This window comes from Streptomyces triticagri (assembly GCF_003429565.1).
GTDB classification, from domain to species: Bacteria; Actinomycetota; Actinomycetes; order Streptomycetales; family Streptomycetaceae; genus Streptomyces; species Streptomyces triticagri.
The window spans coordinates 22,850-44,258 of sequence record NZ_QUAK01000011.1 but is presented as its reverse complement, the minus strand read 5'-3'; the positions used below and the strand labels follow the sequence as shown (position 1 = coordinate 44,258).

24 protein-coding genes are annotated in these 21,409 nt (G+C 71.6%); 9 read left to right on the top strand and 15 right to left on the bottom strand.

Annotated elements, in window-relative coordinates; all coding sequences use genetic code 11:
• Nucleotides 1–46 precede the first annotated feature (46 nt).
• Both DY218_RS01655 and DY218_RS01650 read right to left on the bottom strand, forming a co-directional pair.
• Complete coding sequence (locus DY218_RS01655; RefSeq protein WP_128554061.1) at nt 47–1,684, bottom strand: solute symporter family protein; 1,638 nt, start codon at nt 1,682–1,684, stop codon at nt 47–49.
• Nucleotides 1,681–2,052, bottom strand: a complete 372-nt coding sequence (locus DY218_RS01650) for a DUF485 domain-containing protein (RefSeq protein WP_128554060.1) — start codon at nt 2,050–2,052, stop codon at nt 1,681–1,683. Before DY218_RS01650 ends, DY218_RS01655 begins: the two co-directional genes overlap by 4 nt.
• Before the next feature lie 316 nt (nt 2,053–2,368).
• On the opposite strand from DY218_RS01650, the gene DY218_RS01645 reads away from it, so the two are divergent.
• On the top strand, nt 2,369–3,886 hold the full coding sequence (locus DY218_RS01645; protein WP_128554059.1) for a S8 family peptidase: 1,518 nt from the start codon (nt 2,369–2,371) through the stop codon (nt 3,884–3,886).
• Nucleotides 3,887–4,101: 215 nt separating this feature from the next.
• Nucleotides 4,102–5,142 carry a CopD family protein gene (locus tag DY218_RS01640; RefSeq protein WP_128554058.1) on the top strand — a complete coding sequence of 347 codons (1,041 nt, stop codon included), beginning with the start codon at nt 4,102–4,104 and terminating at the stop codon, nt 5,140–5,142.
• Here DY218_RS01640 and DY218_RS01635 read toward each other — a convergent pair.
• The 3 genes from DY218_RS01635 to DY218_RS01625 form a co-directional block, all read right to left on the bottom strand.
• Nucleotides 5,093–5,818 carry a lysoplasmalogenase gene (locus DY218_RS01635; protein ID WP_128554057.1) on the bottom strand — a complete coding sequence of 242 codons (726 nt, stop codon included), beginning with the start codon at nt 5,816–5,818 and terminating at the stop codon, nt 5,093–5,095. The genes DY218_RS01640 and DY218_RS01635 overlap by 50 nt on opposite strands.
• Complete coding sequence (locus tag DY218_RS01630; protein WP_128554056.1) at nt 5,815–6,711, bottom strand: sterol desaturase family protein; 897 nt, start codon at nt 6,709–6,711, stop codon at nt 5,815–5,817. Before DY218_RS01630 ends, DY218_RS01635 begins: the two co-directional genes overlap by 4 nt.
• 111 nt (nt 6,712–6,822) lie before the next feature.
• Nucleotides 6,823–7,101, bottom strand: coding sequence for a hypothetical protein (locus tag DY218_RS01625; protein WP_128554055.1), 279 nt, complete (start codon nt 7,099–7,101; stop codon nt 6,823–6,825).
• Between the two features lie 228 nt (nt 7,102–7,329).
• On the opposite strand from DY218_RS01625, the gene DY218_RS01620 reads away from it, so the two are divergent.
• The 4 genes from DY218_RS01620 to DY218_RS01605 all read left to right on the top strand — a co-directional run bounded on the left by DY218_RS01620 (nt 7,330) and on the right by DY218_RS01605 (nt 10,342).
• Nucleotides 7,330–8,334, top strand: a complete 1,005-nt coding sequence (locus tag DY218_RS01620; RefSeq protein WP_128554054.1) for a DEDDh family exonuclease — start codon at nt 7,330–7,332, stop codon at nt 8,332–8,334.
• 63 nt (nt 8,335–8,397) lie between these two features.
• Nucleotides 8,398–8,631 carry a hypothetical protein gene (locus tag DY218_RS01615; protein WP_128554053.1) on the top strand — a complete coding sequence of 78 codons (234 nt, stop codon included), beginning with the start codon at nt 8,398–8,400 and terminating at the stop codon, nt 8,629–8,631.
• 81 nt (nt 8,632–8,712) lie between these two features.
• The gene (locus tag DY218_RS01610) at nt 8,713–9,501 is read left to right on the top strand and encodes an SURF1 family cytochrome oxidase biogenesis protein (protein ID WP_128554063.1); all 789 of its coding nucleotides are present in this window, start codon (nt 8,713–8,715) and stop codon (nt 9,499–9,501) included.
• A gap of 85 nt (nt 9,502–9,586) precedes the next feature.
• Nucleotides 9,587–10,342 (top strand): SDR family oxidoreductase, encoded by a 756-nt coding sequence (locus DY218_RS01605; protein ID WP_128554052.1) that lies wholly within the window; start codon nt 9,587–9,589, stop codon nt 10,340–10,342.
• A 69-nt stretch (nt 10,343–10,411) separates the two neighbouring features.
• Here DY218_RS01605 and amaP read toward each other — a convergent pair whose 3' ends face one another.
• Genes amaP through DY218_RS01580 form a run of 5 tightly spaced genes read right to left on the bottom strand, consistent with a single transcriptional unit; the run spans nt 10,412 to nt 12,738 of the window.
• Nucleotides 10,412–10,990, bottom strand: a complete 579-nt coding sequence (gene amaP / locus DY218_RS01600) for an alkaline shock response membrane anchor protein AmaP (RefSeq protein ID WP_128554051.1) — start codon at nt 10,988–10,990, stop codon at nt 10,412–10,414.
• A gap of 3 nt (nt 10,991–10,993) precedes the next feature.
• Entirely contained in the window at nt 10,994–11,668 is a 675-nt protein-coding gene (locus DY218_RS01595; protein ID WP_128554050.1) for a DUF6286 domain-containing protein, read from the bottom strand.
• Complete coding sequence (locus tag DY218_RS01590) at nt 11,665–12,015, bottom strand: Asp23/Gls24 family envelope stress response protein (protein ID WP_128554049.1); 351 nt, start codon at nt 12,013–12,015, stop codon at nt 11,665–11,667. The genes DY218_RS01595 and DY218_RS01590 overlap by 4 nt, the downstream gene beginning before the upstream one ends.
• Nucleotides 12,015–12,200: a hypothetical protein gene (locus DY218_RS01585; RefSeq protein ID WP_128554048.1), complete on the bottom strand. Its 186-nt coding sequence runs from the start codon at nt 12,198–12,200 to the stop codon at nt 12,015–12,017. The genes DY218_RS01590 and DY218_RS01585 overlap by 1 nt, the downstream gene beginning before the upstream one ends.
• A 40-nt stretch (nt 12,201–12,240) precedes the next feature.
• A complete protein-coding gene (locus DY218_RS01580) occupies nt 12,241–12,738 on the bottom strand; it encodes an Asp23/Gls24 family envelope stress response protein (RefSeq protein WP_128554047.1) in 498 nt (165 codons plus the stop codon).
• 89 nt (nt 12,739–12,827) lie between these two features.
• Between DY218_RS01580 and DY218_RS01575 the strand changes: the two genes are divergently transcribed.
• Nucleotides 12,828–13,586: a nucleopolyhedrovirus P10 family protein gene (locus tag DY218_RS01575; RefSeq protein ID WP_128554046.1), complete on the top strand. Its 759-nt coding sequence runs from the start codon at nt 12,828–12,830 to the stop codon at nt 13,584–13,586.
• 179 nt (nt 13,587–13,765) lie between these two features.
• Here DY218_RS01575 and DY218_RS01570 read toward each other — a convergent pair whose 3' ends face one another.
• The 3 genes from DY218_RS01570 to DY218_RS01560 all read right to left on the bottom strand — a co-directional run bounded on the left by DY218_RS01570 (nt 13,766) and on the right by DY218_RS01560 (nt 16,869).
• Nucleotides 13,766–14,581: an enoyl-CoA hydratase/isomerase family protein gene (locus DY218_RS01570; RefSeq protein ID WP_128554045.1), complete on the bottom strand. Its 816-nt coding sequence runs from the start codon at nt 14,579–14,581 to the stop codon at nt 13,766–13,768.
• Nucleotides 14,582–14,688: 107 nt separating this feature from the next.
• A complete protein-coding gene (locus DY218_RS01565) occupies nt 14,689–14,910 on the bottom strand; it encodes a helix-turn-helix domain-containing protein (protein WP_199566586.1) in 222 nt (73 codons plus the stop codon).
• A gap of 360 nt (nt 14,911–15,270) precedes the next feature.
• A complete protein-coding gene (locus tag DY218_RS01560; RefSeq protein WP_128554043.1) occupies nt 15,271–16,869 on the bottom strand; it encodes an ABC-F family ATP-binding cassette domain-containing protein in 1,599 nt (532 codons plus the stop codon).
• A 348-nt stretch (nt 16,870–17,217) separates the two neighbouring features.
• On the opposite strand from DY218_RS01560, the gene ypfJ reads away from it, so the two are divergent.
• Nucleotides 17,218–18,108, top strand: a complete 891-nt coding sequence (ypfJ, locus tag DY218_RS01555) for a KPN_02809 family neutral zinc metallopeptidase (protein ID WP_128554042.1) — start codon at nt 17,218–17,220, stop codon at nt 18,106–18,108.
• A gap of 119 nt (nt 18,109–18,227) precedes the next feature.
• The gene (locus DY218_RS01550) at nt 18,228–18,629 is read left to right on the top strand and encodes a VOC family protein (protein WP_128554041.1); all 402 of its coding nucleotides are present in this window, start codon (nt 18,228–18,230) and stop codon (nt 18,627–18,629) included.
• A 21-nt stretch (nt 18,630–18,650) separates the two neighbouring features.
• Here the strand turns inward: DY218_RS01550 and DY218_RS01545 are convergent, their stop codons facing one another.
• Entirely contained in the window at nt 18,651–20,072 is a 1,422-nt protein-coding gene (locus DY218_RS01545) for a hypothetical protein (RefSeq protein WP_199566585.1), read from the bottom strand.
• Between the two features lie 167 nt (nt 20,073–20,239).
• The gene (locus tag DY218_RS01540; protein WP_128554040.1) at nt 20,240–21,367 is read right to left on the bottom strand and encodes an alpha/beta hydrolase; all 1,128 of its coding nucleotides are present in this window, start codon (nt 21,365–21,367) and stop codon (nt 20,240–20,242) included.
• Nucleotides 21,368–21,409: the final 42 nt, after the last annotated feature.

The following is a 21,409-nucleotide window of genomic DNA, read 5'->3' as shown; positions in this document are numbered from 1 at the left end:
GTAGGTCCCTACGACACGGCCGCGCCGCCTGCGCTGCGTGCCGGTGTCAGTGCGCTCCGGTACCGGTCAGGGAGCGGACCTCGAGCTCGGCGTACTTCGCCTTGTCGGGCTCTTCCTTGGAGAGGATCGTGCCGAGCCAGCCGAGCAGGAAGCCCAGCGGGATCGAGATCAGGCCCGGGTTCTCCAGCGGGAACCAGTGGAAGTCCACGCCGGGGAACATCGAGGTCTCCTTGCCGGACACCACCGGCGAGAAGAGCACCAGGATCACCGACGAGGCGAGACCGCCGTAGATCGACCACAGGGCGCCCTGGGTGGTGAAGCGCTTCCAGAACAGGCTGTAGAGGATCGTCGGCAGGTTGGCGGAGGCCGCCACCGCGAAGGCGAGGGCGACCAGGCCGGCCACGTTCAGGTCGCGGGCCAGGGCGCCGAGTGCGATGGACACGATGCCGATCAGGACGGTGGCCCAGCGGGCCGCGCGGACCTCTTCCTTCTCGGTGGCCTTGCCCTTGCGGATGACGTTCGCGTAGATGTCGTGGGCGAACGACGAGGACGACGCCAGGGTCAGTCCGGCGACCACGGCCAGGATGGTGGCGAAGGCGACCGCCGAGATGACGGCGAGCAGGATCGCGCCGGCCGCCGAATCGACTCCGCCGATGTGCAGGGCGAGCAGCGGGGCGGCGGTGTTGCCCGCCGGGTTGGACTCCTTGATCTCCTCCGGCGAGATGAGCGCCGCGGCGCCGAAGCCGAGCGCGATCGTCATCAGGTAGAAGGCGCCGATGATGCCGATGGCCCAGTTGACCGACTTACGGGCGGCCTTGGCGGTCGGCACCGTGTAGAAGCGGATCAGGATGTGCGGCAGTCCGGCGGTGCCGAGGACGAGGGCGATGCCGAGCGAGATGAAGTCCAGCTTGGTGGTGTCCGTGACGCCGTACTTGAGGCCCGGCTCGAGGAACGCCTTGCCCGCGCCGCTCTTCTCGGCGGCGGAGCCGAGCAGATCGGAGATGTTGAAGTTGAACTTGAGGAGCACCAGGAAGGTGATCAGGAGGGTGCCGCCGATCAGCAGCACGGCCTTGACCATCTGCACCCAGGTGGTGCCCTTCATTCCGCCGATGGTCACGTACACGATCATCAGTACGCCGACCAGGGCGACGATGCCGATCTTCCCGCTCTCACTGGTGATGCCGAGCAGCAGCGAGACGAGCACGCCCGCGCCCGCCATCTGGGCGAGCAGGTAGAAGATCGAGACGACGATGGTGGAGGCACCGGCGGCGGTGCGCACGGGGCGCTGGCGCATCCGGTAGGCGAGGACGTCGCCCATGGTGAACCGGCCGGAGTTCCTGAGCGGTTCGGCCACCAGGAGCAGGGCCACCAGCCAGGCGACGAGGAAGCCGATCGAGTACAGGAAGCCGTCGTAGCCGAAGAGGGCGATGGCGCCCGCGATGCCGAGGAACGACGCGGCCGACATGTAGTCGCCGGAGATCGCGAGGCCGTTCTGGAATCCGGTGAACTGCCGCCCGCCGGCGTAGAAGTCGGCGGCGCTCTTGGTCTGCCGGCCGGCCCAGACGGTGATGAACAGGGTGGCGATCACGAAGGCCGCGAACAGCGAGATGATCAGCGGCCGGTGTTCGGTGGTCTCGGAGACGGCGAGCGTCTCGGAGGCCGCGAGCAGGACGTGCTGGCTCATGCGCCGGCCTCCATACGGGACTTGATCTCTTCGGCCCTGGGGTCGAGCTTGCTCGCGGCGTGCCGCGAGTAGAACCAGGCGATGAGGAACGTGGTGACGAACTGGGCGATGCCGAACACGAGGGCGACGTTGATGTTGCCGAAGAGCTGGGTGCCCATGAAATCGCCGGCGTAGTTCGAGAGCAGGACGTACAGCAGATACCAGAGGACGAATGCGACGGTCAGCGGGAAGGCGAACGACCGGTGTGCGCGGCGCAGTTCGCCGAACTCCTTGCTCTGCTGCTCCTCGATGAACGCTTCGGCCGACGGCATGACCGGAGTCTTCTCGGGTCCGCCGCCCTGCGACGGTGGTGGTGCATCGGTGGTCACGTCAGTCTCCTCGCGACACGGGGGTAGGTATGCGGGTGTGAATCGGGGGGCCGTACTGTGACGCTGATCACTTGGCCGGATGGCGATGCTAGGCGTACCTCGCGTGATCCAACAGGGGTTACGGCCTGCGTCTCTCCTTGAACGACGGCACGGCGGCCGGCACGATCCGGTTCAACGCACCGGGATTTGACGGGAAGTCGTTGCCGGTCGGGGACGTACGGCGCTAGTTTCAGCCTGCACTCGCACCATGTATCGCCCGGGCACGACCTGTGTTCGGGCGTTTCGTCTTGGCTGAACTGGATGAAGTGGAGACCCCATGACTCATCTGCGCTCCAGACGGCGGCGCCTGCTCGCGCCGCTGGGCCTGGCGCTCGCCGTCTCGGCGGCGACGCTCGGCGCAGTGCCGGGCGCGGCGGCCGCCGCCCCGCAGGAGGCCGCCGCGGAAGGCGACACCCTGTCGTACGTGGTGAACACCAGGACCGGCCATCACACGGTCGAGTCGGTGAAGAAGGCGATCGAGAAGTCGGACGGCAGCAGCGTCGTCGCGGCCTACGAGCGAATAGGCGTCATCGTGGCGCACTCGACGGACCCGGACTTCGCCGAGCGGATACGCGGCGTGCGGGGCGTGCAGACCGCGGGCGCGAGCCGTACGGCGCCGTTCGAGGCGGCCGATACGACCGAGTTGGGCGCCCCGGAGTACGTCGAGGCGCCGAAGGCGAGTGCCAAGGCCTCGAAGACCGACGCGGAGCCGCTCGAGGCGGACCAGTGGGACCTGCGGGCGATCGGCGCCGACAAGGCCGCGAAGATCAACCCGGGCAGCTCGAAGGTCACGGTCGGTGTGATCGACACCGGCGTCGACGACACCCACCCGGACCTCGCGCCGAACTTCTCCGCCTCGCAGTCGGCCAGTTGTGTGGGCGGCAAGGCGGACACCTCGCCGGGCGCCTGGCGCCCGCACAACGCGGAGCACTACCACGGCACGCACGTCGCCGGCGAGATCGCCGCCGCGCGCAACGGCGTGGGTGTGGCGGGAGTGGCCCCGGGCGTGCAGGTCGCGAGCATCAAGGTGGCCGACCCGCAGACCGAGCTGTTCTCCCCGGAGGCGGTCGTCTGTGCCTTCGTGTTCGCCGGTGACAAGGGCATCGACGTCACCAACAACAGCTACTACGTGGACCCGTGGATGTACAACTGCCTCGACGATCCCGACCAGAAGGCGATCGTCGACGCGGTGAACCGTGCGCAGCGCTACGCCACCCGCAAGGGCACGCTGCACGTGTCGTCGGCCGGCAACTCGAACCACGACCTCGCATCGGACGAGATCCTGGACGACTCGAGCCCGAACGACTCCACTCCGGTCGAGCGCACCATCGACCCGAGCGAATGCCTCGACATCCCGACGCAGCTCCCGGGTGTGGTAACGGTCTCCGCGACGGGTCCGACGGACGCCAAGTCGTACTACTCGACGTACGGCAAGGGGATCGTGGACGTCGCGGGTCCCGGCGGTGACGGCAATGTCCCTGCCGACACCCCGTCGAAGAACGGCCGGATCCTGTCGACCATGCCGGACGGCGAGTACGGCTATCTGCAGGGCACTTCGATGGCCGCCCCGCATGTCGCCGCGGTGGCGGCGCTCATCAAGAGCACGCACCCGAAGGCTGGCCCGGCCGCGCTGCAGGCACTGCTCAAGGTGCAGGCGGACAACCCGGGCTGCCCGTCCGAGCCGTACGACCCGGACGGTGACGGCACGGTGGACGCGGTCTGCGAGGGCGGCAAGCGCGTGAACGGCTTCTACGGCTTCGGCATCGTGGACGCCCTGGACGCGGTCCGCAGGTGACGCATCCCGGCAGCTGATGCANCTTCGGCATCGTGGACGCCCTGGACGCGGTCCGCAGGTGACGCATCCCGGCAGCTGATGCAGCGCCACCGAGGCCGCTCGGGTCGCCCCTGGTCGGGGGCGGCCCGAGCGGCCGAGAGTGGGAAATGTCGCGTCTTGGTCCCAGTAGCCCACCGAGGCTTGCTGGACCAGACCATTCCGGTCAAGATCGGTCAATGAGCGTTTCCCGGCCTCCCGTTGTGTCCACCGATCCTCCGAACGAGGTCGCGTTGACGGAGACACTGCGCAGGACCGCCGTGTGGCGTACGGCGATCGTCCTGGTCCTGATCCTGGTGGCCGCGATCCTGCCGATGTTCGGGCCTTCGCTCGCGCTCGAGGGCACCGGGGAGGCGGCCGCGCCGGGGCTCGGCGTGATCACCCTGCTGCGTACGACGATGTTCGCCGCGCTGTGCGTCCTGGTCGGAGAGCAGGCGGCCGCCTCGATGGCCCGCCGGATACGCGGTGCGCCGGACATCGCTCCGCGCAGCTGGGCGATGCCTGCCGCGTGTGCGGGCGCGGCGTCCGCACTGGGGCTCGCGCTGATCGTGGCCAACGGCAATCTGCTGCCCACCGGTCTGGACGACATCACCCTCGGAAGCCTCCACCAGACCACCGACGGGCGTCTCGCCCTGATCGAGATCAACGCATTCATCGCGGCCGCGCTCTGCGCCGGTTCGCAACGACCCGCCTGGGCCCGGCTGCCGCTGGCGGCCGTGGTGGCCGCCGAGGCACTGCGGGCCCATCCGGACGTCGGACCCGAGCACATGCCCCTGGTGGGCAGCGCTCTGACGCTCGTCCATCTGACGTGTGCCGCGATCTGGGCCGGAGGCCTGCTGCAGATCCTGCGCACGATGCGGGTGTGGCGCCCCTGGCCGATCGCCGCGGTCAATCTGCTCACCCGGTACGCGCGCGTGGCGGCCGTCATGTTTGCCGGCATCACCGCGTCGGGCATCTGCTCCACGCTGCGCAAGGTGCCGCTCGACTCGGTGTTCACCACGGCCTACGGGCGGGTGCTCGTCGCCAAGCTGCTCCTGGTGGCCGTGATCGCGGTGCTCGCGCTCGGCGCCCGCATCCGGATGCGCCGGAACACGGACCCGTGGCAGGCGGTGATGCCGGCCCGTGTCGAGGTGGTGCTGCTCGGTGTGGCCGTCGCGGTCTCCGCGCTGCTCACGGCCGTGCCGGCGCCGGTGTGGTGGGACCGTCCGCTCTGGGGCTGACGGCTCCGCGGCCGACGGCCCGGAGCACGCCGTGGGCCAGCAGGGCCTGCGCCGCGATGTAGGTGCTCATCACCCAGAAGTCGGGGCGCGGGAGTTGGGGCCAGTCGGCGATGCCGGTGGCGATGAGCGTGTCCGAGAGCAGGAACAGGGCACCGCCCACGCCCGCGGCGCGGCCGATCCGGGACGCTCGGAACGCCATCGCCGTGAGCAGCAGGCTGTAGCCGGCCACCGGGATCCGCAGCTCGGCGGGCAGCCCGTTCCACAGGGCCGCGACCGCCGCCACCAGGGCCACCGTGTACGCCGCCGCGAGCCACGCTCCACGCGCGCGTGGGGACCCGTACCGCGCGAACAGGAACAGATAGCAGATGTGGCCCGCGGCGAAGGAACCCATGCCGGCGAGGAACGCCGCGTCCGCGTCGAACAGCAGCAGTACGTCGCCGCCCCAGCCGAACAGTAGGGCCACGACGAGGAGTCGGGGTCCTCCTCGTACGGCCATGTGGGCGGCGAGCAGGACGAGCAGCAGGGGCTTGCAGACGACGTGACCCGGCTCCCAGCCCGCGAGGAGCGAGCCGAGGTCTCCCGCGGCCGCGACCGCGAAGGCGACCAGGAGGGCTCGTGCGACGCGGTCCGCGGCTCCCGGACGAACGGCCGGCTCGCCCGACTGCACGGGGGTCATGCCGCGCCCTCGGGGACGCCGTCCTTGCGGGTGGTGTCGGAGGGTTCGGCCGCGGCGGGCGGTGCGGGGGACCAGCCGGGCCCGCGGAAGAGCCGTCCGGCACGCTCGCGCCAGCTCTCGGCCGCCCTCAGGTCACGGGCGATGGACGCGTACTCGTGGGTGGCCACCCGCAGCGGGTTGTAGGTCTCGATGTTCTTCGTGAGGCCGAAGACGCAGGGCGTGGTCTCGGGCACGAAGGAACCGAAGAGCCGGTCCCAGACGATGAGGATGCCGCCGAAGTTCCGGTCCAGATAGCCGCCTTGGGAGGCGTGGTGGACGCGGTGATGGGACGGCGTGTTGAAGAGGAACTCGAAGGGCCGCGGCAGTTTGCCGATGCGCTCGGTGTGGATCCAGAACTGGTAGACGAGGTTGACCGACGAGCAGAAGGCCAGCGCCGCCGGGTGCACGCCGCAGGCGATGAGCGGCAGATAGAACGGCCAGACACTGAGCGAGGTCCAGGGTTGCCGCAGCGCCGTGGAGAGGTTGAACTTGCGGCTCGAATGGTGCACCACATGACAGGCCCACAGGATCCGGATCACATGGTGGCCGCGGTGCGACCAGTAGTAGAAGAAGTCCTGGGCCAGGAGCATCAGGGGGATGGTCCACCACAGCACCGGCACCCGCAGCGGCGTCAGTTCGTAGACCGCCGTGTAGATCGCCACGATGGGGACTTTCCACAGCAGGTCGAAGCCGAGGCTGCCGAGCCCCATGCCGATGCTGGTGGCGGCGTCCTTCGTCTCGTACCCGGCGGAGTCCTCGTCCGGGTGCAGCCGGTAGCTGACGATCTCGATGACCGTGAGCAGGACGAACGCGGGGATGGACCACAGCACGACATCGGGCAGATTCGGCGACATGCGAGCACCGTAAGCGCCCGGGAGCCGTACGAGAAGAGGTTGTTACTGCCAAGTATTACCGGCGGTACAGCCCTGTCCTCTGTAGAGGTCCCCCAATGGCCGGGGCCGGCGTCAGGCTCCGCCGCCGAGGAGGAAGCCGCCGCCCGTCACGATGATCTCGGCGATCACCAGGATGTTGCGGTGGACGCCGTACCGGATCTGCAGGTCCTGGGAGACGAACGCACGGCGGGCGCCCTGCCCCTCGTCGACGGTGCCGCGCGCTTCGGGGTCGCGGGCCAGCATGCCGATCGCCTGGTCGACGATGCCGCGCTGCGCCTCGGTCAGGGCGTTGTACTCGTCGCGGGCCTGTACGGACAGGAGGGGGTCCAGGGTGGGGGCTGCTGCGTTCATGGGGGCGATTCTCTCAGACGGCGGCGGCTCCGGTGCCGAGGTACGAACGGGGCGGCAGTGCCCACCACCCCCGCCCCGTCGGCAGCCGTCGGCCGGGCATGAACGGCCGCCCTGCGAGCGGGCGTTCGGACCGCGATGGCCGGAACCCCACGCTCCGGGGGCCGTTCGGGGGTGACCGCGGCCGGGCGGGGTCGGCACTGTCGGAGGCGGGCCGTATCCTCAGTGACCATGCTCGAAGACCGCCCGACAGCAGCCCCTTGGCCGGCCGCCTACCCCACCGGGTACGCGGTCGTCGACGTGGAGACCACCGGCCTGGCCCGCCACGACCGCATCGTGTCGGCGGCGGTGTATCAACTGGACGCCCGCGGCGAGGTCGAGGACCACTGGTACACCCTGGTCAATCCGCAGCGGGACCCGGGGCCGGTCTGGATACACGGCCTGACGAGCGCCGATCTGGCCGACGCCCCGCTCTTCGGCGAGATCACCGAGGAGTTCTCGGCCCGCCTCGCCGACCGCGTACTCGTCGCGCACAACGCGGTCTTCGACTGGTCCATGATCGCCCGCGAGTACGCGCGCGCGGAGCGCACCGCCCCGGTCCGCCAGCGTCTGTGCACCATCGCCCTGTCCAAGGAGCTCGGACTCCCGCTGCCCAACCACAAGCTGGAGACCCTCGCCGCACACTTCGGGGTCGTGCAGCAGCGCGCCCACCACGCGCTCGACGACGCCCGGGTGCTCGCCGAGGCCTTCCGGCCGAGCCTGCACGCCGCGGCAGGCGACGGTGTGCGGCTGCCGCTTCTGGAGTGCCGCCCGCTCACCGAGTGGAGTTCGAGTCCGGCCGCGCCGCACATCGGTCGGCAGTCCTCGTACGGGAGTTGGCGCCCGTCGAGGAAGCGGCCGGCCTGTCCGTACCCCAACCCCGGACGCTACGAAGCGGACAAACCACTCAAGCAGGGCATGCGGGTGGCGTTCTCGGGTGACACCTCGGTGGAGCGCGAGCTCCTCGAGGACCGGGCCGTCGAGGCCGGCCTGCACGTCGCCACCAGCGTCTCCCGCCTCACCAGCCTGCTGGTGACCAACGACCCGGAAGCCGGCACCTCCAAGACCGTCAAGGCCACGTCGTACGGCACCCCGATCGTGGACGAGGCGGCCTTCGGCCAGCTGCTGCGCGATGTCGCACCCGCGGACCAGGGCGCCCCGGCGGACAAGCAGCCGGCCCGGCCGTCAGACGGGTGATTGTCCGACCGCGCCCCGCATGCCGCCCGCACCGGGCCGCGCGTGCGGCCGACCCTGTGGCGCATGGCACGTTGTGAAGTCTGCGGAAACGACTACGGCATGTCCTTCGAGGTGCACGCGCAGGGCGCGGTGCACGTCTTCGACTGCTTCGCCTGCGCCATCCACCGGATGGCACCGATCTGCGAGCACTGCCGTGTCCAGGTCATCGGCCAGGGAGTGGAGGTGGAGGGGCGCTGGTACTGCGGTGCCCACTGCGCCCGCGCGGAGGGGAAGGTGGGCATCGTCGACAGAGTCTGAGTCCCGCGCGGCCCGCCCCGGCGAGTCGTGCCGGGCACCCCTCCCCGTGAGCACCCCATGGCCGAGTTGTACGGTCATGGGGTGTACCGCTTCCTGTTGTCCCGGCAGTGGGTGATCATCACCCTCGTCGCCCTCGTCCTCATCCCCGTGATGATCGAGCTGGGCTTCTGGCAGCTGCACCGTCACCAGAGCCGCGTCGCACAGAACTCGCTGATCGCGCAGAGCCTCGACGCGAAGCCCCAGCCCGTCGAGCGCCTGACCTCTCCCGGACACACCGTCCCGCGTGCCGACTACTGGCGTCCGGTGACCGCACGCGGCACCTTCGACACCGAGCACGAGGTCGTCGTACGCCGCCGGACCAATGCGGACGACCGGGTCGGCGCCCATGTCCTGACCCCGTTCGTCCTGGACAGCGGCCGAGTGCTGCTCGTCAACCGCGGCTGGGTGGAGGCCGCCAAGGACCAGCAGGCGTACCCGAAGGTCCCGCCGCCCCCGAAGGGCGAGACCACGCTCACCGGCCGGCTCAAGGCCGACGAGACCACCGACGCCAGCGGCATCAAGGACCTGGCCGGTCTGCCGCCCCGTCAGACCATGCTGATCAACAGCGAGCAGGCGGCCGAGGAGCTCGACCGTACGGTCCTCGGCGGGTACGTCGAGCTGATCGCCCCGAAACCGCAGGGTGGTTCGCCCGAACTCGTGCCCGAGCCCGACCACGACTCCATCGGCAACCACATGGCGTACGCCGTGCAGTGGTGGCTGTTCACCGCGGGCGTCCCGGTCGGCTGGGTCATCCTGGTACGCCGCGAGGCGCGCGACCGCAGCGAGCGGCCGGCCGAGGAAGAGCCCGAACCGGCGGCTGCCCCGGCCTGAGCGCGGCCCGTCCCACAGCACGGCAGCCGTCTCACAGGACAACCGGCCTCGCGGCCCGCGGGGCGGACACGGCAGGATGGGACCCATGGATCTTGGACTGAAAGACCGCGTGTACGTCGTCACCGGGGCCACCCGGGGCCTCGGCAACGCGACCGCCCGTGAACTGGTCGCCGACGGAGCCAAGGTGGTCATCAGCGGACGCGACGAACAGCGCGTCGCGGCCGCCGCCGCGGACCTCGGCGAGAGCGCCGTCGGTGTCGCCGCCGACAATGCCGACCCGGATGCCGCCGCCCGCCTCATCGAGACCGCCCGGAGCCGGTTCGGCCGGATCGACGGTGTGCTCATCAGCGTCGGCGGACCGGCGGCCGGCACGGCCGCGGACAACACCGACGAGCAGTGGCAGTCGGCCGTCGACTCGGTGTTCCTCGGCGCGATCCGGGTCGCCCGGGCCGCGGCGGCCGAGCTCGGCGAGGGCGGCGTGATCGGTTTCGTGCTCTCCGGCTCGGTGTACGAACCGATCGCCGGACTGACCATCTCGAACGCGCTGCGCCCCGGACTGGCCGGCTTCGCCAAGTCGCTCTCGGACGAGCTCGGTCCGCGCGGCATCCGCGTGGTCGGCGTACTGCCCGGCCGGATCGACACCGACCGGGTGCGCGAGCTGGACGGCCTCGCCCCCGACCCGGCGGCGAACCGCGCGGCCGCCGAGTCGCGGATCCCGCTGCGCCGTTACGGCACACCCGAGGAGTTCGGGCGTACGGCCGCCTTCCTGCTGTCGCCCGCCGCCTCGTATCTGACCGGGATCATGGTGCCGGTGGACGGCGGCGCGCGGCACGGGTTCTGAGCAGGACCGTGGGTGCCGCCGCCCGGCGCGGCGGCGGCACCGGACCACCGAAGTACCGGCCGCCCGGCATCAGTTGACGCGCTCGGCCCGGTGACGCACCGCGCGCATCCGGACCTCCGCGGGAAGTTCCGCGAGCCCCGCCGAGTCGCGGGCCCTGGCCACCGTCTCGGCTCCGATGTGATGCAGGGTGTCGGCCGGCTCCGCGTGCGCCTCCAGGAGCAGCCGGATGCGGGCCCGCGGCTCGCTGCGCCGGCCGGTCAGCGCGACCCTGGCGCGTGCCACGCCCTCGGCCGCCTCCGCGTCGCTCGCCAGTACGGACTCCATGGCCGGTCCCCGCAGCAGTGCGCCCTCACCGTCGCCGCTGTCGACCAGGACCTCGCGGAGCCGGCGGCGCCTTGCCTGGGCGAGCAGCCACCAGAGCAGCAGGATCACCAGGACCGCGAGGACGGCGAAGACCACGGGCCACCAGAAGCCCTCGTCCCGCCAGCGGGTACGGGCGCCGTCGCTGAGCAGCACAGCGCCCTGCCCGTCGTAGAACCACCAGGACGGCAGGCTCGCGCCGAGGCCGGTGGCGAGCACCGCGCCGCCGAACACGAGCAGCACCAGGCCCGCCAGGGCGAGCAGGATCCTGTTGAGCGGCTTCAGCACGGCTCAGCCCTTCTTTCCCGGGCGGGCGACCGACACCGCGAGGTTCAGACCGTGCGTCAGACCCAGCCGGCCGATGCCCTCGCCCACCGCGGTGTCCAGATCGGTGCGTACGTCGTCCAGTTCGCGGAAGTGCGAGACGGCCCGGACATCGACCTTGCGCCGGGTGACCTTGACCCGTACGGACTGCACTCCGGAGACCTGCATCGCACGGTCGCGCAGCACCAGGGCAGCGGCGTCCCGGTCCAGCCAGGCCCGTAGGCCGGAGTCCGCGCTCGCCATCGGCAGCAGGCCGCGGCGCCCCGGGGTGACGGCCAGGACGATCAGCCACAGGCCGATCGCGGCCGCGGCGGCCGCGCCGGCGAGGACGACCACATCGTCCAGGCGGCGCTCCGCCAACTCGTCGGCCAGGGTGCGCCGCCAGGCCATCGCGGGACGGTCCGCGCGCACCGCGGCGACGTCGTACAGGAGCAGTCCGGTCGCGCCGAGCGCGAGCAGCCCGAGCAGGGTCGCCGGGATGCGCCGGGTGGACCACAGACGGCGCCGTTCGCCCCCGTCCGCCGGCGTGAGAACCGGTGTGTACGAGGCGGCCGAGGCCGACTGGTCGAACTCCGGGCCCTCCTTCTCCAGGACGGGGAGCGGCCGGGTGCCGCCCGACGGCTTCTCGTGGGACTCGCTCATCGGGTCCTCCCCCGGTCCGCACCGCGCGAGTGTGCCGAATGGAGCCGCTCCACCGAGACGGTGACCTCGGGCACCTCCATCCCCGCCAACGCCTTTACCCGCTGGGCGACTCGGCGACGCACGGCTCCGCATTGCCGGCCGATGTCCCCGGGGTACTCCAGCTCGAGGCTGACCCTGACGCGGGCCGCGCCGTGCTGCACCGTCACGGTGGCGAGCGGGGCCTGGCCGCCCTCGGGCACGCCCGAAGTCAGCGCCTCGCGCGCCGCACGCGCGGCGATCTTGGCGACCACGCGGTCGGCGATCCGGGTCGACCCGCGTTCGGTGGGCGCGACCGTCGTGGCCGTCACTAGCGCCGCCGGTCGTCGCGCGTCCGGAAGAGGTCACCCGGCTCGAGGTCGCCGTCGGCGTAGCGACCGACCAGGAATCCGATCGCGCCGAGCGCGGCGACGAGCAGGAAGGCTCCGAACCCGCCGAAGTAGGCGGCGAACCCGAGGCCCATGCCGGCGATCAGACCGACCAGTGCCATGCTCATCGCGGTCTCCTCACGACGTGCGCGGGCCGCGGCGGGAGGCTCACTGGAGCCTGCCCTCTGGCTCGTCGTCGTCCTCCTCGTCGGGCAGCTTCACGTCGCCGACCGCGATGTTCACCTCGACCACCTCGAGGCCGGTCATGCGCTCCACGGCGGCGATCACGTTCTCCCGTACGGCACGGGCCACATCTCCGATGGAGACGCCGTAGTCGACGACGATCTCCAGGTCGAGGGCGGTCTGCACCTCGCCGACCTCGGCCTTGACTCCGCGGGTCACCGATTTGGTGCCGCCGGGCACCCGGTCGCGGACCGCGCCGAAGGTGCGTGAGATGCCGCTGCCCATGGCGTGCACGCCGACGACGTCACGCGCCGCGAGTCCCGCGATCTTCTCCACCACTCCGTCCGCGATCGTGGTGCGGCCGCGGGTCGCGGGGTCGCCGCCGCCTCGTTTGGTGGGGCCGCTGGTCCGGGCTCCGTCACCGGACGGGGTCTTGCCGCCCGGCTCGCTTCCGGTTGTGCCGCGTTGTGCTGTCTCCGACATGGCGTCGTTCCCTTCGGCGGGTTCCGCTCCTCAGCTCACCGTAAGCGCGTGTTCCCGATATCGCTCCGGGGATGCGGCAGGCTGGGGCAATGACGGTTGACCGATGGACCCTGGCGGTGCGGCAGCAGCTGGGCCTGGGTCGCCTCCTGCCACTGGGCGGTACCGCGGACGGCGCGTGGATCACCGAGCGCGCGGCGTCCCGCGTCCTGCGGGACGCCGCCTCCCGGGTACCCGGAGTACGACTCGAATCACTGCGCCTCGACACATCCGATACGGGAGCGGCGCCGGCGGTACCTGCGCCGCCGAGCGCCCTGGCGCCCGCACCCCTGCGCCTGGACGCGGACTTCACGGCAACGGCCGACGAGCCGCTGCCCGCGGCCGCGGAGCGTCTGCGTACGGCCCTGACCACTGCGGCGGACCGTCGCATCGGCCTCCTTCTGACGACCGCGGACCTACGGGTGACAGCCCTCGTCGACGAACTCCCGGCGGACCCCGACGCGGCCGACACCGCTGCGGAACCGGCGGCCGAGGGGATCCCGGAGGACGAGAACGGGGACGACGACGTGGCGAGGGTGGCTGCGGCGGTCCTCGCCGTACCGGGCGTCGCCGAGTTGACCGGCGTACTCGGCGGACGTGGCCGCGCGATCCACCTCACCGAACACTCGGACGGCGACACCTCGACCACGCTCCCCCGCCGCCATCTCCGCCTGGAACTGGCGACGACACCGGACCACCGCGCCCTCGACGTCGCCCTGGCAGTACGCCGGACAGCACCAGCCGCCCTACCGGACAACCCGACGACGGCAGTGATCATCACAGCGGTGAAATCCAGCCCGCCCGGCACTTGAGGACGAGGCCGCCAGGCCAAATCCAGCCCGTCCGGCGTTTGAAGACGAGGCCGCCAGGCCAAATCCAGCCCGTCCGGCGTTTGAAGACGAGGCCGCCAGGCCAAATCCAGCCCGTCCGGCGTTTGAGGACGAGGCCGCCAGGCCGATGCCTGGAAGCCGAACACCGCCCGACAGCGACGTCAGTCACCCAACCCGGCCAGATCCCGCAGCCGCCGCCCCTGCGCCGCCCGCTCCGCCCCCCGCTGGTCGTCGTACGACCGCCCCGCGGCCCCCTGCAAAAGAGCCTTGGTCTCAACCACCGCATCCCGCGCCGCCGCAACCACCGCCGCCACCAAGTCCCGCACAGCCGCGTCGAGTTCGGCGCCCGGCACCGCGAGATTCGCGAGCCCCGTACGGGTCGCCTCGTCCGCGTGCACAAACCGCCCGGTCGCACAGATCTCGAGCGCGCGCGCATAGCCGACCAGGGACACCAGCGGATGCGTACCGCCGAGGTCGGGCACCAGGCCGAGGCTGGTCTCGCGCATGGCGAACTGCACGTCGTCGGCGACGACGCGCAGATCACAGGCGAGTGCCAGCTGGAATCCCGCTCCGATGGCATGCCCCTGGACGGCCGCGACGGTCACGATGTCGCTGCGCCGCCACCAGGTGAACGCCTCCTGGTACTCGGCGATGGTCGCGTCGAGCTCGGCCTCCGGCCCGCGGGCCATGTCGAGGAACGACGGCTCCCCGTCGAATCCCTCGGGCGTGAAGGCCTGCCGGTCGAGACCGGCGGAGAACGACTTGCCCTCGCCGCGCAGCACCACGACCCGGACCGTGCCGGGCAGCAGGCGCCCCGCCTCGGCCAAGGCACGCCACAGAGCCGGGCTCTGGGCATTGCGCTTGGCGGAGTTGGTCAGCGTCACCGTCGCGACGGCGTCGTCGACTGTGAGACGGACACCGTCCCGGTCGAGGACGGCTGCGGATTCGGTGCTGGATCCGGTCTCGGACGAAACCATGGGTGCCTCCGGTGAACTGTGGCCACTAAGTGACCGCAGAGTAACCACCCGGCCGACCGTCCGGCCGACCGGGTGGCCACTCACCGGAGAGCGGTGAGCAGACCGCCTCAGGCGCCGGCGGTCTTCTTGCCCCGCGTCGCCCCGCCGCGTCCCCGCAGCGTGACACCGGATTCGCTGAGCATCCGGTGAACGAATCCGTAGGAACGGCCCGTCTCCTCGGCCAGCGCCCGGATGCTTGCACCGGAGTCGTACTTCTTCTTCAGGTCTGCCGCGAGCTTGTCGCGCGCGGCGCCGGTAACCCGGCTGCCCTTCTTCAGAGTCTCGGCCACCCGTGCCTCCTCATGGGAAGTGCGCTCTGGACTTCTCATGATCACCCCTCCTGCGCTTCCTGGCCACCCATTCGGCAAGGTCCGTACGCAGGGCCCTGGCCGCCCCCGGTCGGCGACCACGAGCGGAATCCCCGCCTCCGGCCGTCGGGCGGCCGTACCGCCGAACGGGTTCACGAGGGAACGTCCAGGTCAGAACCGGAAGCCGGGACGGCGGCCGGAGCCGTACGGGCGCGACGGTCTCAGCGGCGTACGGTCCGTCCCGGTACGAGGGCGTCTCACACAGATGAAGGATCACGCATCGGGCGAATGATCCATACGTAGTTGATCACGCCGCCGTGGCGCGGTCGGGGCCGCCGTCCGTCAGGCGAGCGCCACCAGATCCGCGTAGTCGGCGCCCCACAGGTCCTCGACCCCGTCGGGCAGCAGGATGATGCGCTCCGGCTGCAGCGCCTCCACCGCACCCTCGTCGTGGGTGACGAGGACGACCGCGCCCTGGTACGTGCGCAGCGCGCCGAGGATCTCCTCGCGGCTCGCCGGGTCGAGGTTGTTGGTGGGCTCGTCGAGCAGCAGGACGTTGGCCGAGGAGACGACCAGGGTGGCGAGCGCGAGCCGGGTCTTCTCGCCGCCGGAGAGGACGCCCGCGGGCTTGTCCACGTCGTCGCCGGAGAACAGGAAGGAACCCAGCGTCTTGCGCACGGCGACCAGGTCGAGATCGGGCGCCGCGGAGCGCATGTTCTCCAGGACGGTGCGGTCCGGGTCGAGGGTCTCGTGCTCCTGGGCGTAGTACCCGAGCTTGAGGCCGTGGCCCTCGACGACCTGGCCGGTGTCCGGCTTCTCGGCGCCGGCGAGCAGCCGGAGCAGTGTGGTCTTGCCCGCGCCGTTCAGGCCCAGGATGACGACGCGCGAGCCCTTGTCGATGGCCAGGTCGACGTCGGTGAAGATCTCGAGGGATCCGTACGACTTGGACAGGCCCTCCGCGGTCAGCGGCGTCTTGCCGCAGGGCGAGGGGTCGGGGAAGCGCAGCTTCGCCACCTTGTCGGACTGCCGGACCTCCTCGAGGCCGGAGAGCAGCCGCTCGGCGCGCTTGGCCATGTTCTGCGCGGCGACGGTCTTGGTGGCCTTGGCGCGCATCTTGTCGGCCTGCGTGTTGAGCGCGGCGGCCTTCTTCTCGGCGTTCTGCCGCTCGCGCTTGCGGCGCTTCTCGTCGGCCTCGCGCTGCTGCTGGTAGAGGCGCCAGCCCATGTTGTAGACGTCGATCTGCGAGCGGTTGGCGTCCAGGTAGAAGACCTTGTTGACCACGGTCTCGACGAGGTCGACGTCGTGGGAGATCACGATGAAGCCGCCGCGGTAGTTCCGCAGGTAGTCGCGGAGCCAGACGATCGAGTCCGCGTCGAGGTGGTTCGTCGGCTCGTCGAGCAGCAGGGTGTCGGCGTCCGAGAACAGGATCCTGGCCAGCTCGACGCGGCGGCGCTGACCACCGGAGAGCGTGTGCAGGGGCTGGCCGAGCACCCGGTCGGGCAGGCCGAGCGCGGCGGCGATGGTGGCGGCCTCGGCCTCGGCGGCGTATCCGCCCTTGGTGAGGAACTCCGTCTCCTGGCGCTCGTACTGGCGCAGGGCCTTCTCTCGGGTGGTGCCCTGGCCGTTCGCGATGCGCTGCTCGTTCTCCCGCATCTTGCGGATCAGTACGTCGAGGCCGCGGGCGGAGAGGATGCGGTCGCGGGCGAGCACCTCGAGGTCGCCGGTGCGCGGGTCCTGCGGCAGGTAGCCGACCTCGCCGGAGCGGCTGATGGTGCCGCCGGCCGGTACGCCCTCGCCGGCCAGGCACTTGGTGAGGGTGGTCTTGCCGGCGCCGTTGCGCCCCACCAGGCCGATGCGGTCGCCCTTGGCGATACGGAAGGAGGCGTTCTCGATGAGGATGCGGGCGCCGGCGCGCAGCTCGATGTTGGATGCGGTGATCACGGGGTTCCAGACTCCGGGGCAGAGGAAGAGGGCGGCGGACTGACGGTGGTCGGTGCCGGGGCCTGCCTGGAGGCGGCCCGCGCGGCACGGGCGGTCGGCGCCGCTAATGCACGAGGAGAATGGCCATGGGTCAACTCTACCGGGGGTGTGCAAGCACTTTTTCCGCGCTCCACGCGCGCGTGGAGCGCGATGCCCAGAGGGGCGCACGGGACCGCACGGCGTCCGTCCCGTCCCTCGATCGGACGCGCCACCCGCCCGGTCACGCCGGGGACGGACCAGTATGAAGTGGCCGATACGCGGCGGGAGCGGCACTCGCCTCTCTTGGACGGATCAGAGGGTGGTGCACCCGTGCAGTTCGACGACGACGCCCGTCTGGACACCTCGGAGGTCCAGGACGTCCGTGGCGGCGGGCGGATGCCCGGCGGAAAGGCGGTCGGCGGCGGGCTGGCCGGCATCGTGGTGCTGCTGCTCGGGCTCTTCCTCGGGGTGGGACCGGACAACCTCGGCCTGAGCTCGGGCAACGAGGAGCCGGGCACCTCGGCCTCGAGCGTGGCGCAGGTCCAACAGGAGTGCCGTACCGGTCAGGACGCCAACGCCCGTGCGGACTGCCGCACGGTGGCCGTCGTGAACAGCGTCCAGGACTACTGGAGCCGGGCCTTTCCCCGGCAGGGCTCGGGCTACTCGCCGGCACCGACGGTGTTCTTCACCAATCGGGTGGGCACGGCCTGCGGCTCGGCCACCTCGGCGGTCGGCCCCTTCTACTGCCCCGGTGACCGCAAGGTCTATCTGGACCTGGGCTTCTTCGACGAGCTGCGCAACACCTACGGATCCAGTGGCGGCCCCTTCGCGGGGGCGTACGTGGTGGCGCACGAGTACGGGCACCACATCCAGAATCTGGCGGGCACCCTGCGGCGCTCGCAGGACGGCAGGACCGGGCAGAACAGCAACGCGGTCCGGGTGGAACTGCAGGCCGACTGCTACGCCGGGGTGTGGGCGAAGCACGCGACGACCACGCCCGACGAGTCGACGGGCCGGCCGCTGATCCGCGAGCTGACCGACCAGGACATCCGGGACGGACTCGACGCGGCGGCCGCGGTCGGCGACGACCGGATCCAGGAACGCTTCCAGGGCAAGGTCACGCCCGAGTCCTGGACGCACGGATCGTCGGAGCAGCGTCAGCAGTGGTTCCACGAGGGGTTCCGCACCGGGGACATGGGGCGGTGCGACACGTTCCGGTGAGCGCCGCGTCCGGCGTCCCGCGACGGTCGCGTTCGGCGTCGCGGTGCGTTGTCGGACCCCGGTGCAAGACTGTGTGGCACGTCACATCCGTGGCGCCGACCGACGAAGGAGTGATCACCATGGCCGACTCCCCGAGCATCGTGCCGACCCTGCTCTACACCGACCCCAAGGCCGCGATCCAGCAGCTCACCGACGCCTTCGGCTTCACCCGCGCCGCGGTCTACGAGAACGACGACGGGGTGGTCGTACACGCCGAACTCACCTACGGGAACGGCATGGTGATGCTCGGCAGCAAGGGCCGCGGCGGGCCGTTCGACGAGGTCATGGCCGGCGCGGGCCCCGTCGGCGTCTACATCAAGGTGGACGACGTGGACGCTCATCACAAGCGGGCCGCCGAGCAGGGCGTGGAGATCCTCATGCCGCCGACGGACCAGGACTACGGCGCACGCGACTACATGACCCGGGACCTGGAGGGGAACATCTGGAGCTTCGGCGACTACGCACCACGGATCGAGCGCTGAGGCGAGCCGTCCGGCCTGGTGTCAGGCGCCGCCGGTGTGCACCTGGAAGGCCGCCCGGCGCACCGCCTTGGCGAGCGCGGGGTCGGGGTGGGCCGCGGCGAGTGCGACCAGGACCTGAACGGTGCGCGGGTGGCCCACCCGGCGTACCTCCTGCAGCAGCGCGGGCACCGTCCCCTGGGGCGCCGACTCCAGGTGGCGGACCAGGAGTTGGGCCTCGCCGTGGTCGGCGACGGCGGCCGCCGTGTCGACCCAGAGCCAGGTGGACTCCTCGCGGGTGAGCACGGCGTGGACGTCCTCGGGGTCGGCGCCCTCGTGCTCGGCGAGCCAGAGCAGGGCGTAGGGGCGCAGCGAGGCACGGTCGGCCGCGGCCCGCACCTCGCGCTCGGCCGGTGCGCCGACCACCCGCAGGGCTTCGAAGGCGAGGCCGCGCAGCAGGGCGTCGTCGCCGCGGGCGGCGTCGAGGAGTTCGGTGACCGCGCTGCCGACGGGACGGGCGGCGAGCCAGGCGCGATATTCGGCGCGGGCCGCCTTGGGGCGCAGGCGTGCGCAGCCGCGGAGCATCTCCTCGGCGGACTGCTCGATGTTCCCCGCGGGGCTCTGCGCGGCGACGATGATCTGCTCGAGCTTGACCCATACCGCCCAGCTGCCGAGCGGGGTGAGGGTGGCCTGGCTCTCGCCGAGCGTGAGGGCGCCGACGGCCGCGAGGCTGCACAGGGCCCAGTCGAGGAGCGGGGCGAGCAGGGAGGCCTCGGGTTCGTCGGCGGCGGCCTGCTCGGGGTGCGGTCCGAAGGGGATCTCGCAGCGCTCGGTGCGCAGTTCGACGACTCGCTGCTCGAGCAGGTCGAGCAGCTGCGGCATGGCGACGGGACCGTCCGAGAGCTGCAGCAGGGACAGCACCTGCGGCATCGCCTCGATGACTTCGGCGACCGCGGACGCGGGCTGCTCCTCGGGCGCCGGATGCACCAGGGACCAGGCGTCGAAGAGGGCCACCCAGCCGCGCAGTACGGCCGAGTCGTCGCGGTCCCAGGCGCGCAGGCGCCAGCCGGGGCGCGCGGTGCCGCCGTGCACCTCGACCAGACCGGCGAGCCGGGCGGTGTCCCAGTCGGCCCTGACCTGTTTCTCCGTCAGATCCAGTTCGGCCGCGGCCCGTTCGCAGGTCTCGTCGGAGAGGGTGCCGCCCTGTGCGGGTGGCTGGGAGGCGGTGGCCGCCGTGCGCGGTCCGGTGGGGCGGGTGCGTGTGGTGTCGGCCCAGCGGGCGATCCGGACGGCTCCGGCGAGCCCTTCGCGTGCCATCCGGGCGAGCACGGACCGGGCGGGGGTGCCCTCCGGAGGGCGTGGAGCGGGACGGCGGGTGCGGGGCACCGGGACCGCCCGCGAGGCATCGGCGAGGGGTCGTGGGCGGACCAGTCGGAGCCTGGAGTCGCGCGGGTTACGGGACGTCACGGGGGCAGTCTTCCCGGTCACGCCTCGAAAGCCCAAACGGAATTCAACCTTGCGGTTGTGACCCGCCGGCGCGAGCGGCCCGAAGCGGCCTCCCGACCGGGTGGAACGGAGCGGGGCGGGGGCTTTCGGCGCACCGGAACGAAGCGCTGCATCAGCGAGGTGCAGCGCTACATCAGCGGGGTGAGGAAGCGGCGCAGGGCTTCCTCGTACCGGCCGGGATCCGCGTTCCACATCGCGCCGTGCGGGGCGTCGAGCACCTCGTGCAGGGAGATCAGATCGGGCTGCCGGGCGGCGAGTTCGCGGGAGAGCCGGTAGGGGGCGAGGGTGTCCCCGGGTCCGTGGAAGATCAGCGTCGGTACGCGCAGGGTGGCGGGACCGAGAGCCTCGGCCGGCCCGTCGCTGTGCCGTCCGGTGCTGCCCTGGGCTGCGCGGACGGCGAGCGGCAGCAGCGCCGCGGGGGTGCGCCGGCCGGTGGCGAGGGCGCGCAGCGTCGCCTCCCAGTCCAGGACGGGCGAGTCGAGGACAAGCCCGCTGATGCGGTCGCGCAGTCCCGCGTGCGCGGCGGCGCGCAGCGCCATGGTGGCGCCGGTGGACCAGCCGTGCAGGACGATCCGCTCGGCGCCGTGACCGATCGCGTACCGGATGGCCGCGTCGACGTCGCGCCACTCGGATTCGCCGAGGTGGCTGAGGCCGTCCGGCCGCTTCGGGGCCCCCGGATCGCCGCGGTAGGCGAGGTCGAGCACCGGGAAGCGCTGACCGTGCAGGAAGTCGAGGACCACCATCGGGTGCTCGCGTGTGGTGCCGAGCCCGTGCAGGGTGAGGACCCAGGTGTCGCGGGCGCCGGGCACGAACCAGGCGGGCAGGACGCCGAGTTCGCCGGGGATCTCCACGTCGTGGTACTCGAGGCCGAGGGCCGTACGGGGATCGCCGGTGTGCACCTGCGGCGTCAGGCGCACCTTCGATCCGGGGAGCAGGGTGCCCCGGGTGACCTTCTCGAGCCGGCGCACCACGGTGTCCGCGGTGCCCGCGGCGTGCTCGACGACGGGGCCGACCACCGCGTGGCAGTCCTCCCCGATCAGTCCGTAGCGGCCGGAGCGCAGCGAGGCGAGTGACCGGGTGAGGGTGACCTGGCCGGCGGCGGTGGCGTGCACGGTGAGCCGCGGCTCGGTGGGCAGCGGTCGTGCGGAGGGATTGCGCAGGGCGGCATCACCGGCGAGGCGGCCGGCGGCGAGCAGGGCCGCGCCGGCGCCGAGGACTGCGGTGACGGCCGCGGCCGTGACTGTTGCGGGGCGCACCGCTCCAGTGTCGTGGCGGCGGGTCGGTGCGGCCAGTGGTGG